The organism is Arthrobacter sp. M4 (assembly GCF_020251205.1).
GTDB lineage: Bacteria > Actinomycetota > Actinomycetes > Actinomycetales > Micrococcaceae > Arthrobacter.
In genome coordinates, this window is the sequence record NZ_JAIWYX010000004.1 from 55638 (window position 1) to 69613 (window position 13976).

At 63.8% G+C, this 13976-nt stretch carries 12 protein-coding genes; 4 read left to right on the top strand and 8 right to left on the bottom strand.

The features are described 5' to 3' along the window. Positions 1–3: 3 nt before the first annotated feature. The 5 genes from LD110_RS08695 to LD110_RS08715 form a co-directional block, all read right to left on the bottom strand. On the bottom strand, positions 4–465 hold the full coding sequence (locus tag LD110_RS08695) for a MaoC family dehydratase N-terminal domain-containing protein (protein WP_225498295.1): 462 nt from the start codon (positions 463–465) through the stop codon (positions 4–6). 73 nt (positions 466–538) lie between these two features. Further along, on the bottom strand, positions 539–763 hold the full coding sequence (locus LD110_RS08700; RefSeq protein ID WP_225498302.1) for a DUF3188 domain-containing protein: 225 nt from the start codon (positions 761–763) through the stop codon (positions 539–541). 95 nt (positions 764–858) lie between these two features. Next, positions 859–1812: a DUF2797 domain-containing protein gene (locus tag LD110_RS08705; RefSeq protein ID WP_374200323.1), complete on the bottom strand. Its 954-nt coding sequence runs from the start codon at positions 1810–1812 to the stop codon at positions 859–861. A 60-nt stretch (positions 1813–1872) separates the two neighbouring features. Then, positions 1873–2739, bottom strand: coding sequence for a CoA ester lyase (locus tag LD110_RS08710; protein WP_225498310.1), 867 nt, complete (start codon positions 2737–2739; stop codon positions 1873–1875). Positions 2740–2852: 113 nt separating this feature from the next. Continuing rightward, positions 2853–5942 (bottom strand): hypothetical protein, encoded by a 3090-nt coding sequence (locus tag LD110_RS08715; RefSeq protein ID WP_225498312.1) that lies wholly within the window; start codon positions 5940–5942, stop codon positions 2853–2855. 417 nt (positions 5943–6359) lie between these two features. On the opposite strand from LD110_RS08715, the gene LD110_RS08720 reads away from it, so the two are divergent. The 4 genes from LD110_RS08720 to LD110_RS08735 all read left to right on the top strand — a co-directional run bounded on the left by LD110_RS08720 (position 6360) and on the right by LD110_RS08735 (position 10276). Continuing rightward, on the top strand, positions 6360–7397 hold the full coding sequence (locus tag LD110_RS08720; RefSeq protein ID WP_225498314.1) for an ABC transporter substrate-binding protein: 1038 nt from the start codon (positions 6360–6362) through the stop codon (positions 7395–7397). Positions 7398–7399: 2 nt separating this feature from the next. Then, on the top strand, positions 7400–8359 hold the full coding sequence (locus tag LD110_RS08725) for an ABC transporter ATP-binding protein (protein ID WP_225498323.1): 960 nt from the start codon (positions 7400–7402) through the stop codon (positions 8357–8359). Continuing rightward, the gene (locus LD110_RS08730) at positions 8359–9273 is read left to right on the top strand and encodes an ABC transporter permease (RefSeq protein WP_225498325.1); all 915 of its coding nucleotides are present in this window, start codon (positions 8359–8361) and stop codon (positions 9271–9273) included. Before LD110_RS08725 ends, LD110_RS08730 begins: the two co-directional genes overlap by 1 nt. Positions 9274–9352: 79 nt before the next feature. Beyond that, a complete protein-coding gene (locus tag LD110_RS08735; RefSeq protein WP_225498327.1) occupies positions 9353–10276 on the top strand; it encodes a TauD/TfdA family dioxygenase in 924 nt (307 codons plus the stop codon). A 113-nt stretch (positions 10277–10389) separates the two neighbouring features. Here LD110_RS08735 and LD110_RS08740 read toward each other — a convergent pair whose 3' ends face one another. The 3 genes from LD110_RS08740 to LD110_RS08750 form a co-directional block, all read right to left on the bottom strand. Beyond that, the gene (locus LD110_RS08740; protein ID WP_225498329.1) at positions 10390–11364 is read right to left on the bottom strand and encodes an aldo/keto reductase family oxidoreductase; all 975 of its coding nucleotides are present in this window, start codon (positions 11362–11364) and stop codon (positions 10390–10392) included. A 134-nt stretch (positions 11365–11498) separates the two neighbouring features. Beyond that, entirely contained in the window at positions 11499–13241 is a 1743-nt protein-coding gene (locus LD110_RS08745; protein ID WP_225498331.1) for an alpha-amylase family glycosyl hydrolase, read from the bottom strand. Between the two features lie 62 nt (positions 13242–13303). Then, on the bottom strand, positions 13304–13792 hold the full coding sequence (locus tag LD110_RS08750) for a hypothetical protein (RefSeq protein ID WP_225498332.1): 489 nt from the start codon (positions 13790–13792) through the stop codon (positions 13304–13306). Positions 13793–13976: the final 184 nt, after the last annotated feature.

A 13976-nucleotide genomic window follows, 5' to 3' on the forward strand; every position in this document is an offset into this window, starting at 1 on the left:
GGATTACTGCCCCTCTCCGCGGACAAGGATGGATGACGTGGTGGTAGCCACCTTTTCGCGCTGTGTGCCGTCGCCGACGGCGAAGATTTCCGCCCGAGTTGTGATCATGGCGCCGCCGCCCATTGCCCGGACGCCGTCGACGTGCAGTTCGGCGATGAGCTGGTCCCCAGCGACGATAGGCCTGTGATGGGTGAAGCGCTGGTCTGCGTGGACCACGCGGGAGAAGTCGATGCCGGAATCCGGATCTTCGATCAGCTGGGCGTCGGCTCGCTGCGCGACAATGATCGCAAATGTCGGCGGCGCCACCAGGTCACCGTGTCCCAGGGCTTGGGCTGCCTGCACGTCGAAGTGCGCAGGGTTGGTGGCTTTCACGGCGCGGGCAAACTCACGGATCTTTTCGCGGCCGACGTCGTACACCTCAACGGCAGGGTAGCTGCGGCCCTGCAGGTCCGGATTAATGGTCATGGTCAAAACCCTATCGGCCCATGGTTGGGCGACTCGAAGTGGTTACGTCAGGAGTGCTTGTTTCTTGGTGCTGTTACTTCTTGATCCGGCGGCGCATTTCCTGGCCGCGAACCACCAGACCGACAATGTGCAGGACCAGCCCCAGACCGATGACAGGGAGGGACAACGTGGCCAAAACCTGGTTGTGGGTCGCGTTGCCGACGATCGTCATGATGATACCGACGGCGATGAGGGACATCGCACTAAAGACCAGCGCTTTATAGGTGGTGGAGGCGGTGGACCAGAATTCGTTCAACACCAGTCAAGTTTACCGGCTGCGGGATGCCCGGAAGAGCACGCGCAGATGGGTACCTGCCAGGGGCGGGCGGACCTTTGAGGGCCGGCAGACATTTGTCAGAACAGCGCGTCCTGCAGGGCCGGTAGTTCGGTGGTGTGCGGACCGAACTCGATCCGCCTTCCCTTGAGCTCTCCGAGGTCTGCCACAAACTGTCCATCAACGGATCCGCCACCCGCGTCGGGCAGTCTGGCCAAGGCGACCGCCCCCGACAGTGATTCAATCAGCAATCCGTGGCCGCCGCCGTCGAACCCTTGGGGATAAGCGTGGCGACGCGGGGCGCCGAACAGTGGTGCCTCGGCAGTGGAACCACGGCACACGGCGTTGGCAAACGCTGGCCGCTGCCACTGCTCCTCCACAATGGTGAAGCCGGGGAGCTGGACGGTTTCCAATAGTTCGCGGACTCGGGCGGCCGCCTGCTTATTGATCATGGAAAGTTCGACGGCGGGACGCGGGTCCAGCAGCGACGCCGCCTTGGCGGCCCGCCGGACTTGTTGGACGATTCCGAGCTGGCTGGTGACCAGATCCTCCAGCAGCCGGACCACACGGCCGTCTTCGGCGTGGGCCACGTAGCTCGCGTGGACGGCACCCTGCTCGGCCAGTCGGTTCCATTTCCTGGGCCCGGATGCGGTCCCCACCTTGGTGGTGCCCCCGGCGAACGTAGCGATGTACAGCCAGTGCGGCTGCATGAGGTACTCCCTGAGCCCCGGAGGCACGTTGCCGCCGCGGTGGAAGTCATGGATTAGCCGCGAATCGTCACGGGCGAAGCATCGTCCGCACTGCCTGCCGCGTTCAGCGCGGGCCGTCGACGGGCACGGAACATGGGTGGAATCGGCGGGCCCATGGACCTTGACGTGGCCAAGGCACCACAGTCCTGGATGTACTTGAAGACCCAAAACGTCAGCGGGCCCCAGCGGCACGGCCGTCCGCTCACCGTTCGGTGACTGGACACGCAGTGCCGGGGACCCGCCGTCGGACGCGTGGCCGTCCCAAGCAATGCCATGAACAAGCAAGGTCATGGTGCAAGCAACGTCATGGTTGGAACCTCAGATGGTCTTTGAGCGAAAGGCCGCTCAGAGCGCGGGCTGGACGCCAAAAGCGACAGCCAACTTCATGATCTTCTCGGCGCGGCCAAGGCGCGGCAGGTCCGATCCGTCGCGGATGACGCGGCCGTTGGCCTCGAAGTCGTTCATGAAGTCGGTAGCCCAGGCGACGTCCGACGGCGTGGGGCTGATGACTTCATTGATGACAGTGGTCTGGTCTATGGCCAGGCAGAGCTTGCCCGTCATGCCCATCATGACGGTGACGCCCGTTTGCTCGCGCAGGATGGGGTGGTTGGTGCCGACGGTGGGGCCATCGATGGGGCCGGGGAGCTTGCCGACGCGGCTGGCGACAACCAGCTTGGCGCGCGGGTACGCCATGGCTTCCTGGGTGTTGGCCATGCCGGTGTCGCGGCGGAAGTCGCCGGATCCGAAGGCCAGGCGGAAGGCGCCCTGCGCACGGGCGATCTGGTTGGCTTCCTCAATGCCCAGTGCGGATTCCACCAGGGGGATGACGGGCGTCTTGCCGTCCATGCGGTGGAAGCTCTCAGTCACCTGGTCCGCGGATTCCGTCTTGGCCAGCATGATGCCCAGGAGACCCGGCGTGCCACGAAGTCCGGCGAGGTCGTCGGCCCAGAAACGGCTGGTGGCGTCGTTGATGCGCACCCATGCCTGCCCACCGCCGGACAGCCAGTTGACCACGTGTTCGCGGGCCTGGTCCTTCTGGGAGGGGTCAACGGCGTCCTCGATGTCCAGGATGATGGCGTCAGCCCGGGAGCCGGCCGACTGGTCGAACAGCTCCGTCTTCATGGCGTTCACAAGGAGCCAGGAACGAGCGATGTCGGCGGGGATGGTGCGGCTGTGGGACCGAACGGATTCGGCGGCGGTGCTAGACGTCATAGATATACCGTAGCCGTCCTTGCAATCCCTTTGGGACGAATCCTGCGCCGGTGTGAGGATCAATACGAACAAAACCAATGTGACCGCGTGTCGTAGCCGCGGACAGGCTATTTTCAGCTGACTCCGACAATTTTTAGGACCGTGCACAGGGATAGCGTTCCAAGCGAGGAACTCTGCACGGCGGGCGGCGCCGCGCAGTTCCGCTCGGCGTCGAGCGACTGGTCAAGGCGGTTCCGTGACGCCTGGGACAGCGTCCAGCCCAGAGGCGGGTCGATGGCTGGTTCGCTCTTCGGGGCAACGACGGCGGTCCTCGCCGCACCAAGGAGGCCGCCCATGGCGGCAGCCGACCGGCACGCGTCGCTAAGGCATGTGTCGGCGGATTGCTGTAGCCGCTGCAGCCATGCTTCGGCTTCACTTTGGGCGTTCTTAGCCTGGATGCCGGCCAGTGGCACAGCCAGTTCGGCGATGGGCTGGGGCACTCTGGCCGTGACGTCGGCGCCCGGTGAATTCCGGACGTAGGCAAAGACGGGGACAACGTAACTGAACGCGGCCCCCGGAACTTGGGAGTCGCCGTCGGCCTCGTCCACTAGTTGGTTATGGTGGGCCACAATTCCCCGGAGCCGGCCCCAAAGGTCACTGACAGTCCCTAGCCCCGAACCCTCGGCGTAACCACCGTCAATCGCTTGGAAGGCATCGGGAGTGTTGCAGGAACCGGCGTCTCCCGACGAACGGGCAGGCGAACCGGAAGGGCCTGCGTAGCGGAGCCGAGCCGCAGGGGAAATGATGGGGAAACGCGCCGAAACCATGGCTGCGGTTGACCACGCCAGGCTGGAATCGCAGAAGCCGTTTGCGGGACTGAAGTAATCGATGGTGACCGGGGTTCCTCCAGTCTCCTCACAGCCCGGCACGGAAGCAGCCCTATCAGCAAAACTGGCCTCCGCCGCGGGCAGTTCCACTTGGCTCAGGACCAGCCTGCATCCGGAACCTGTAACCGTGGAATTCAACAGCAGCGCACCGGCTACACCGCGAACGTCGGCGTCGAAGCGATCAGCGAGCTGAGGGGCCGCTGTTTCCCACTGTTTCTCCATGAGTCCGGCCCTGTCATGCCAGCCGTATTCGCTGTGGCTCCAGTTAGGCAACAGGAGGCCAGTTCCCCCACCCACAAGGTCCGAGCCGAGGGTGCCGCCGACGCTTGCTGCGAGCGCCTCAGGCGCCGAGAGGGCGTCGGCCACGTTGGAAAGCTCCGGACCGCCCCGAACGTCCATGGTCGCGGGCCCTTGCGCATCCCGGGACGCATACTTCGTTGCGAGGACCAGTCCCAAGGAACCGCCACTCACGCCACTGGACAACAAGATGGCGTGCCTGCCGCATGTTGTGGCGGCAATCGTGTCCAAGACCTTGGCCGTCCAATTGGCCGCACGGATGCCGCCGCCTTCAGCAGCAAGGACAATCATCGGCCGGACGGTCCGGTTGGCCTTTGCCCCGGATAACCCTCCTGGACGATCGCAGTCCGATGATTGCCCGAGCCAGCGTGTGAACTCGGATTCCAGGGTGGCGCGGGCGGAGCCCGCTGCTTGTCCGGGCGGCAGCTGACGCGGCCGATGCATGAAGTCGCCGCCGCCGAACACCTGCCCCAAAGCCAGGGCAGCGGCGATGAGGGTCAACAGCGGATTGGCCCGGAGGCCCATTACGTGGAAGATTTCCAGCGGCCGCCTCTCCTGGACCCACACCATCACGACGCCCAACAGCAGCGCCCAGGCTCCAACTCCCACGACGGCGGTCGCCGAGACACCTAGGAAAGCGGTAAAGGCGGACGGTACTACCAAGAGCAGGACAATTGACGACGCTGCAAAAGCGAGGACAATCCACCTGGCGATAATGGACCCCGGGCCCGGCTCACGTCGGGGGTCGGGGCCGAGCATCCCGGGAGTGTAATGAAGCAGCAGGCTCTTCAGCGGAAAAATGCCAAGTGCCAGCAGGATTCCGGCCACAAGAAGTGCGCTGGCTGACAGGGACCACCACGGTGGCATAGCGGCCCTGCCGTCGCTATTCGGCAGCGCCAGCATGGCTACAGGCGCGGCAAAGGACCGGACCAGCGCCATCCCCGATACCGAGATCAGCGCCGCTGCGAGGTTGTCACCGCCCCGCCACATGTCCACGCTGCGTTGGGGATCCATGGGATGCGGACTAAGGCCGAAAGACCCCACGGGAAGAACCGCGAAGATCACAAGCGAAACAACAAGCAGTCCCAAGGGCATGGTGAGGAACAGGCTGAACTGCCACCAGTTGGTGTGGCCGGCCAGTTCCGGAGCAACAAGCATCACGCAGATAAGCGCGGTTAGGAGCAACAGCGGACCTACGACCCAGAGCAGACGGCTGGGCGGGGCAATCGCCGCGAAGCCGTCCATCCACAGCTTGCGGGCTAGAACGGAACGCATCCTGGCCACTGCGAAAAGGGCAGCTGCCACCAACAGGACCCAGAGCGAGTTGAGCCCAAAGCGCAGGAGGCCTGCCCCGTCCTCCGCCCATATTCGCTGGGAATCCGGCATCTGGTCCGATACTCCAGGGATCGGCAACAGGGCGAAAACAGCGATGATTGCCACGGTTGCGGCCGGAAGCCGGTGGAACTGCAGGACACGAACAAAGCGGACAGCTCTTCCCCAGAGACTGGCCCGGACTCCGGGATACGCAAGGCTTCCGGCTAGGACGGACGCCAACAGCAACCACTTGAGGTTGCTTGTCACTGCCTGCAAGCCCGCCACGGAGACGGCGTTGCCAGCAACAAGTTCGCCAATGCCGGCCCTGATCAGGAATCCTTCGGCGACGTCCACCACGGCAGCGGCCACGGCAAGAATGCGAAGCACAATGGATCCGTCCAATGCCCGGACCAGCAGCACGGCATAAACGACGGCGAACACAACGTCAGCTCCCGTATGGATGCCGACAAGAACCTCCAGGCGGTGTGGCTCCGACACCGAGGACCAGATCCGCCACGTGTCGCGCGGCTGCCAATCACCAAATCCGGACAGGATGGCGATACTGCTGTTCAGTCCGTCGCGATTGACCAAGCCGGCGATGAGCCTGTCCACCTCCGCCATGGCGATCCACAGGCTCACCACGGCGGCCAGGAGGCTCGCTGTCACCCAGCGGGACAAGCGCTCCAACACACCGGCAGGAATGGGTGGATCCGCTGCAAGCGCCATGACACTCCCCCATCATCGGGCAACACCCCTGCCGATTGCTCCGGCGTTTGCGTTTGCGCCAGGGCAGATCCAGCTCGCCCAGGGCCTCTTGGCTGAACCAGACGAGGTGTCCCTGAGAAAGTGAGTGCATGATGCGCCCAGTCCAAGGCGCTGTCAACGAATCCTGGCCCATTCGGGGTGCCCGGGGTCATGCCGGGCAACGGCACGTAGCACTTCGCCATGTGTCCCAAGGTTGCCCGAAGTGACCCCGGATTTCCCGCGGTTTCGCTGGGTTTCACCCGGTTTCAGAGCGTTACCGGCGGGCTTTTGGAGGCCATACAAAGTGCGCTTACATCGTTCCCAACGTTCGGCACGATCCCCAATGCAACCGGACGGAACGGCAAGAACAACCCCAACCACTCACAGAAAGTACCTCCTATGAAACTGCACGCTCCCCTCCTAAGCCTCGCGGCCGCCGTCGTTCTTTCACTGACGGTTTCCGGCTGCGGCGCGTCAGCGGCAGCCCAAAGCGGAGGCGCATCAGGGTCCACCGAGACCGAAGTCAAGGAACTCCGCTACCAGGGCTCGGCGAACAACGTCGGTCTCGCCGAACTGGCCGCGGACCTAGGCTACCTCGGCGACATCAAGCTCAATTGGGTCGGCAACACCATCAGTGGCCCGCAGGACATCCAATCGGCAGCCACCAACCAGACAGACTTCGGCGGAGCGTTCGCCGGGGCCGTGGTGAAGCTGATCGAAGCAGGAGCTCCCGTCACCGCCGTGGTCAACTACTACGGCGAGGACGCGAAGACCTTCAACGGCTTCTACGTCAAGGCAGATAGCCCCATCAAATCCCCCCGTGACCTCATCGGCAAAAAGATTGCAGTCAACACCCTTGGTGCGCATTCCGAAGCCGTCATCAACACGTACCTCAGCAAGAACGGCCTCAGCCAGGATGAAATCAAGCAGGTCCAACTGGTAGTCCTGGCACCCAACGACACCGAAGAAGCAGTGCGTCGCGGCCAGGTGGATGTTGGAAGCCTGGGCGGCGTCCTGCAAGACCATGCCGTTGCCACAGGCGGCTTGCGATCGCTCTTCAATGACTATGAACTCTTGGGTTCCTTCGCCGGCGGACAGTATGTGCTCCGCAACGACTTCATCGAAAAGAACCCCAACACGGCGCGGACCTTCGCCACGGGCGTCGCCAAAGCCATCAAGTGGGAGACCGAGACACCGCGCGACGAAGTGATCGCACGGTTCAAGAAGATCATCGACGCGCGCGGACGCAATGAGAGCACGGCGAACCTGCAGTACTGGAAGAGCCCCGGCGTGCCGGACAACGGCGTGATCAAGGACGAGGACTTCTCCCGCTGGTCCGCATGGCTGAAGAGCACGGGGATCGTCAAGAACGACCTGACGCCCTCGAAGTACTACACCAACAAATTCAACGACCTCGCGTCAGCGAAAAAGGGATAGTGATGACCGCCAAGATCAGCCTCCGCAATGTCACCAAGCAATTCACCGTTCGCGCCGGCAAGGGCTCCAAGGCCGCCAGCGGCTCCCAGGCCGGCACCGGCTCCGGCACCGGCTCCGGCAACGGCTCGAAACAGCCCACCGTACTGACAGCCCTTGAGTCCCTGAGCCTCGACGTGCGCGACGGCGAATTCCTCACCTTGGTGGGGCCAAGCGGTTCCGGCAAGACAACCTTGCTGGACCTCCTGGCTGGCCTATCAACGCCCACTTCCGGGGAGGTATTGGTGGACGGCCAGCCGGTGCTGGGGCCAGGCAAGGACCGTGCCGTGGTTTTCCAGCAGTACGCGCTGTTCCCTTGGCGGACGGCCTCCGCCAATGTGTCGATCGGGCTCGAAGGCAAAGCCACCGACGGGCGCAGGCTCACCCGCCGCGAGCGCGCCGCCAAGGCAAGTGAATACCTCAAACTGGTTGGCCTGGCCGGCTTCGAGGACCGCTATCCCCATGAGTTGTCGGGCGGCATGAAGCAGCGCGTGGCTATCGCCCGGAGCCTCGCTTACGAGCCCGACGTGCTGCTCATGGATGAACCCTTCGCCGCGCTCGACGCCCAGACCCGTGAACAACTCCAGGACGAACTCCTGCGGATCTGGCGGGCAACGGGCAAGACGATCGTCTTCATCACGCACGGCATCGACGAGGCGGTGTACCTGGGCCAGCGGGTTGCCGTCCTGAGCGCCCGTCCGGGACGCCTCAAGGAAATCGTGGAGGTGGACATCCCCGACCGCGACGGGGACGAGGACATCCGCTCGCACCCTGCCTTCGTCGAACAACGGCACAAGGTCTGGACGTTGCTGCACGACGAAGTCCGCCTCGCCCAAGACGCAGGCCACCGCAAGATCCTGCCCGATGGAACTGCACCGGACGAACCTGCAGGCAACGAATCCACCCTCGAAAGGAGCGCCGCCTGATGAGCGCAACACTCACCCAAAAGCCCGCGGCGAGTTCCGCACCCCCGCAAGCTCCCGCCGTCGGGCATTCCGGTCCCTCTGACAGCGGCCAGCGAAACCAGGGCACGACGGCGGTACTCGCCTTCCTTCGGACCGCCGCGGTTAGCGCCGGTTCCGGCGTGTGGAAGGCGGCGGGGATTCTTGCCTTCCTGGCTCTTTGGGAACTCGGGCCGACGTATCTGGCAAGCCCGTCGACCCGGGTATTTCTACCGCCGTTGCACGAAGTCCTGGCCGCATGGAGCAAACTGTACGACGCCGGATCCATCCAGGGGCACTTGGCCGCAAGCCTCACTCGCTCGGTATCTGGATTCGGGGCAGCCCTCGTGGCTGGCGTGTCGCTCGGTCTGCTGATCGCTTGGTACGGACGGCTCAACTCGGTCCTCAACCCGCTGCTGGAACTCTTCCGCAACACCGCCGCATTGGCCCTGCTGCCGGTCTTCACTCTGCTGCTGGGAATCGGTGAGGAATCCAAGATCAGCATCGTGGCGTATGCGGCGTTCTTCCCGGTGCTGCTCAACACGATTGCCGGCGTCAAGACCGTGGATCCGCTGCTCATCCGGGCGGCAAAGTCGCTCGGCCTCTCAAGCCTCGCACTGTTCCGCAAGGTGATCCTGCCCTCGGCGGTCCCGACCATTTTCACGGGAATCCGGATGGCCGGAACCGCCTCCATCCTGGTCCTGATTGCCGCGGAAATGGTGGGTGCCAAGGCCGGACTCGGCTACCTGATCGTGAACGCCCAAAGCAGCTTCCTCATCCCGGACATGTACGCCGGCATCCTCACGGTGTCCATCCTTGGCTTGGCCGTGAATTTCCTGCTCGTGGCCTTGGAACGGCACTTCTCCCGCTGGCGGACCGCCGTCGGCGCGGGCTCCTGAGGACGCCGCTCCCCAGGACCCTAATTCAGACCCCAACCACCACAACCCGCATCAATCACCACAAGAAAAAGGAAATGAAATGACCGTCATTACTGAAACCAAATTGGAATTCAAGAAACTCGGCGCACGCATCGGCGCCGAAATCCGCGGCCTGGACCTCAGCGGGGACCTGAGCCCTGAGCTTGTGGCCCAGATCCGTGCCGCGCTCAACGAGCACAAGGCCCTGGTCTTCCGGGAAGCCAACGTCCTCAGCGACGAGGCCCAGGTGAAGTTCGCCAGCCACTTCGGTCCGCTGACCAAGGCCCACCCCACCGTGGCCTCAGTCGAGGGCGAGGAGAACGTCCTGCCCGTGGACAGCGAAAACGGCTCAGCCAACAACTGGCACACCGACGTCACGTTTGTGGTCAACCCGCCGCAGGCTTCGACGCTCCGCAGCATCGAGCTGCCAGCGTATGGCGGCGAAACGCTGATCGCTTCCTCGGCCGGGGCCTACCAGGACCTGCCGGAGGAGCTGCGGAACTTCGCCGACACGCTCTGGGCCATCCACACCAACGACTACGACTACTCAGTCCCGAAGAACCTGGAGCACGCCAACGCCGAGGAGCGCCGCGCGGAGTTCACCAGGATCAAGTTCGAGACCGCGCACCCCGTGGTGCGGGTCCACCCGCTGACCGGCGAGCGCGGATTGTTCATTGGGGGCTTCGCGCAGCGCCTGCGGATCGTGGGCCTGTCCAACACGGAGTCCAAGGACATCATCCGCCTGCTCCAGGCCTATGTGACCCGGCCTGAGAACGTAGTCCGCGTGAACTGGGAGGCCAACCAGCTGGTGCTCTTCGACAACCGCATCACCCAGCACTACGCCCCGGACAACTACGACGGCCAGCCCCGCAAGCTGAACCGCGTGACCATCGCGGGGGACATTCCGGTGAGCATTGAGGGCAAGCAGAGCCAGGCCATCCAGGGTGATTCGTCGGTCTACTCGGTTGTGGCGCCGCTGAACTGAGTCCTAAGGGGTGAAGCGCCGTGAGCTGTACCGCCGGCTGTAGCATGCTGGGCGGGTCCGGGAAACATACTTCCCGGACCCGCCCAGCTTTTTTAACATCCAGATTCTCCCTGCTAGGGAATCGCCTTTCCCCTTGCAGTGGTCCAGAGCGAGTACCACTGAGTCCTGGTCAGGGCCTCGGCCACGCGGGCGGCATCGGTACAGGCGGCAATGCGGTCAGGACGAGTGCTGCCGATGACCGGTGAGATGCCAGCAGGGTGCTTCATCAGCCAGCCAAGCAGGACGGCCTCTGGCGTAGCGTGGTGTTCTTGTGCGAGCGCTGCGATGAGTTCCGCAGTTGCCGTTTCCGGAGATTCTCCGTTCGCGGATTCCTCGCCTGCTGCTGCCCCGGTGTAAAGGCCCCGGGCAAGTGAACCGTACGCCTGCAGCTCAATGCCCTGGCGCATGCAGTGCTCCAGCGTGCCGTGCGGGAAGTTGATGCCGTTGCCGTCAGGATGGTTGACCAGAACGGTGCTCTCCAGCCAGTCCCGCTTGAGCAGGCTCATTTCCAACTGATTCGCAACGATTGGGGTTTCAAGGCTGTCCTGGAGGTATGCGATCTGCGCGGCAGACATATTGGACACGCCCAATTGCCGCACCTTGCCTTCCGCCATTAACTGCCCGACGGCGGCAGCCACCTCCCCGGGGTCCAGCAGCGGATCGGGGCGGTGCAGCAGCAGGACGTCAACGTAGTCCGTCTTGAGGCGTTCCAAACTGCCGTTGACCCGTTCCAGGATCGCATCGCGGCTCAGGTTGTAATGGCCAGGCACGCCCGGGCTGCCGAGCCGGATACCGCACTTGGTCTGGAGGCGGATACGCTCGCGCAGACCTGGGGTTCGGGCCATCACTTCACCGAACACGGCTTCCGATTTGCCGCCGCGGTAGATGTCGGCGTGGTCGAAAAGCGTGACGCCGATCCCCTCGGCGGCTTCGATGGCCGCCGCGGCTTGGTCGATGTCCCCGGTGCCATACTCCGGGGCGTCCCATGGGCCGCCGAGGCCCATGCAGCCGTAAATCAAACGGCGGGATTCCGCGGTGGTTTCAGTCATTACTCCACTCTTTCATGGCTGTGCTTTTGATAATGGGCAGGATTAGGCCAGCGGGGTCACGGTATACGCGACGAAGCCTCCGGCGGGGTCCTGGTACCAGGACCCCGCCGGAGGCGGATTCATCAACTATTCAGCTATGCCACGATCCAGGCGGTGGTGGCACCCGGCAGCTTGCCGCCCGTGGAACCGTCTCCCAAATCCAGCGGTCCACTGCTGACGACGACGGTACCTGCCGGAAGTTCAACCGGTTCGGTCCCAAAGTTGGTCACCGTGTGCCAGCCGCCCGGTCGCACGAAGTGCAGCACGTCGCTGTCCGCGGTCGGAATCCACTCGAGCTCCTCGGCGGCCTGCAGCTGCGAGCGCAGGGCCAGGGCGGCGCGGTAAAGCTCGAGCGTTGAACCCTCGACGCCGTCCTGGGCCGCCACTGCGAATCCTCCGAACCATTCCGGCTGCGGCAGGTGCGCGGTGGCTTCGCCGAAGCCGAAGGACGAACCGTTGTTCTCCCACGGCAACGGCACACGGCAACCATCCCGGCCGACGTCCACGCCCTTGTTCCGGAAGAACGTGGGGTCCTGCCGCTCCGAGTCCGCGATGTCCCCTACTTCCTGCAGGCCAAGTTCTTCGCCCTGGTACAGGTACGCGGAGCCCGGAAGGGCGAACATCAGGAGCGATGCGGCGCGGGCGCGGCGCAGGCCCAGTTCGACGTCGACGTCCTCCAGCTTGCCGCCGTCGAGCAGCCATTTCTTTCCGGCCTGGCCCGCCATGATCTCGGCCTGGTCGGCAGCTTCGGCAAGCGGCAAGCCATAGCGGGTGGCGTGCCGGACGACGTCGTGGTTGGAGAAAACCCACGTTGACGAGGCGCCCGAGGCGCTGGCCTCCCCGAGGTTCTTGGTGATGATCGTGCGGAACTGCTCGGCGTCGAAGTCGGCCTGCAGAAGGTCGAAGTTGAAGGCTTGGCCCAGGCCCTCGGGGCTCGCATAACGGGCACGGCGGTCCGGGTGGACCCAAGCTTCGGCCACGGCAGTCCGCGGCGGGTTGTATTCGTTGAAGAGCTGACGCCATTCGGCGTAGATCTCGTGGACTTCGTCGCGGTCCCAGTACGGGTGGGAGCCGTCAACAAAGCCGTCGACGCCGGTGTTGTACTTCGTCTGCAGCTGGGCCTTGGATGGCAGCGGCTCGGCCATGTCCTTGGTCAGGGCATGTGCAACGTCGATCCGGAAACCATCAACGCCACGGTCGGACCAGAAGCGCAGGGTCTTGAGGAAGTCGTCGCGGATCTCCCGGTTGGCCCAGTTCAGGTCAGGCTGTTCCTTGGCGAAGATGTGCATGTACCACTGCCCGGGGGCGCCGTCGGGTTCGGTGACGCGCTCCCAGGCGGGCCCGCCGAACACTGAATCCCAGTCCGACGGCGGCAGCTCGCCGTTTTCGCCGCGGCCGTCGCGGAAGATGTAGCGGTCCCGGGCAGCGGACCCCTTCGGGGACTTCAGGGCTTCCTGGAACCATTCGTGGCGGTTGGAGGAGTGGTTGGGGACGATGTCCACGATCAGCTTGATGCCGGCCTGGTGCAGGGCAGCCGCCATCTCATCGAAGTCTTCCAGCGTGCCCAGGCGGGGGTCTACGTTGCGGTAGTCATCGACGTCATATCCGCCGTCGGCCAGGGCCGAGGGGTAGAACGGGCTCAACCAGACGGCGTCGATTCCCAGCTCCTTCAGGTAGGGAACCTTGGCAGTGATGCCCTTGATGTCTCCCAGGCCGTCGCCGTTCGAATCGGAGAAGCTGCGGGGATAGATCTGGTAGACAGCGGCCTGGCGCCACCAATTGGGATCGGCCATGCGGTCGGAATCGGTCAGGGATGCCAGCGTGGCGGTGGTGGACAAGGGTTTCCTTTTCTTTGGGTTGTTATTTGGTTTTTCGGATATTTGCGAAGGCTGCTAAGTGTTTATTGCACAATGCGTATTCGTGGCTCGTCCCCAGGCCAGGGGTACAGTGCCGTCATTGGAGCGGCCCTTGTTGGGCCGTCATTGCCTGCGGCTGAAGGCGGGCATTCGTGGCTGGCGGAGGCGTGGGAGATGGCGGCCAGAATAAGTTCGACCTCTGCCCGTTCCAGTCCAGGGATAACGTCGGCCAAATTGATTTCTATGCCCTCAGCCAAGGATGCTGCAAAGAGTAGAAATTGCTGTTCAACCTTCGAGCAGCCTGCAATGTGGTACGGAATCGAGGCGAAATCGACGGAAGTTCTACCCGTCAGGCCATCCGGGCAGACCCAGGGGTTGATGTTTTGGGCGAACCGGCCGTGGAAGCCTCTTAACAGCATCTCCACCGCGGCCTCGTAGCAGTAGTCTCCGGTTGCCCACGCGCGCAATTCCGATGAAAGCGTCGTTCCGTTGTGCCCCTCAGGCGCGTATTCCCCTGACCTGACCGGAATCATCGATGCCGGGTTCTTGGCCGCGGGTCCTCATCGCATTCCCTGCATGACACGTTTGACGCAGCCCTGGGGGCTGGACAGCTGAATCGAGGGGAAATCAACATTGCTCCTTTGCAGCTGGTCTTGCAATGGCGGTCATGTCCATTGGTCCGTGGAGGCGGCCGAACAGTCATCTGCTAGTCCGCGG

Bases quoted from the DNA above. Each gene is read 5' to 3' on its own strand.
- LD110_RS08695 (WP_225498295.1), bottom strand. From the start codon at position 465: ATGACCATTAATCCGGACCTGCAGGGCCGCAGCTACCCTGCCGTTGAG.
- LD110_RS08710 (WP_225498310.1), bottom strand. From the start codon at position 2,739: ATGACGTCTAGCACCGCCGCCGAATCCGTTCGGTCCCACAGCCGCACC.
- LD110_RS08715 (WP_225498312.1), bottom strand. From the start codon at position 5,942: ATGGCGCTTGCAGCGGATCCACCCATTCCTGCCGGTGTGTTGGAGCGC.
- LD110_RS08720 (WP_225498314.1), top strand. From the start codon at position 6,360: ATGAAACTGCACGCTCCCCTCCTAAGCCTCGCGGCCGCCGTCGTTCTT.
- LD110_RS08725 (WP_225498323.1), top strand. From the start codon at position 7,400: ATGACCGCCAAGATCAGCCTCCGCAATGTCACCAAGCAATTCACCGTT.
- LD110_RS08730 (WP_225498325.1), top strand. From the start codon at position 8,359: ATGAGCGCAACACTCACCCAAAAGCCCGCGGCGAGTTCCGCACCCCCG.
- LD110_RS08735 (WP_225498327.1), top strand. From the start codon at position 9,353: ATGACCGTCATTACTGAAACCAAATTGGAATTCAAGAAACTCGGCGCA.
- LD110_RS08740 (WP_225498329.1), bottom strand. From the start codon at position 11,364: ATGACTGAAACCACCGCGGAATCCCGCCGTTTGATTTACGGCTGCATG.
- LD110_RS08750 (WP_225498332.1), bottom strand. From the start codon at position 13,792: ATGATTCCGGTCAGGTCAGGGGAATACGCGCCTGAGGGGCACAACGGA.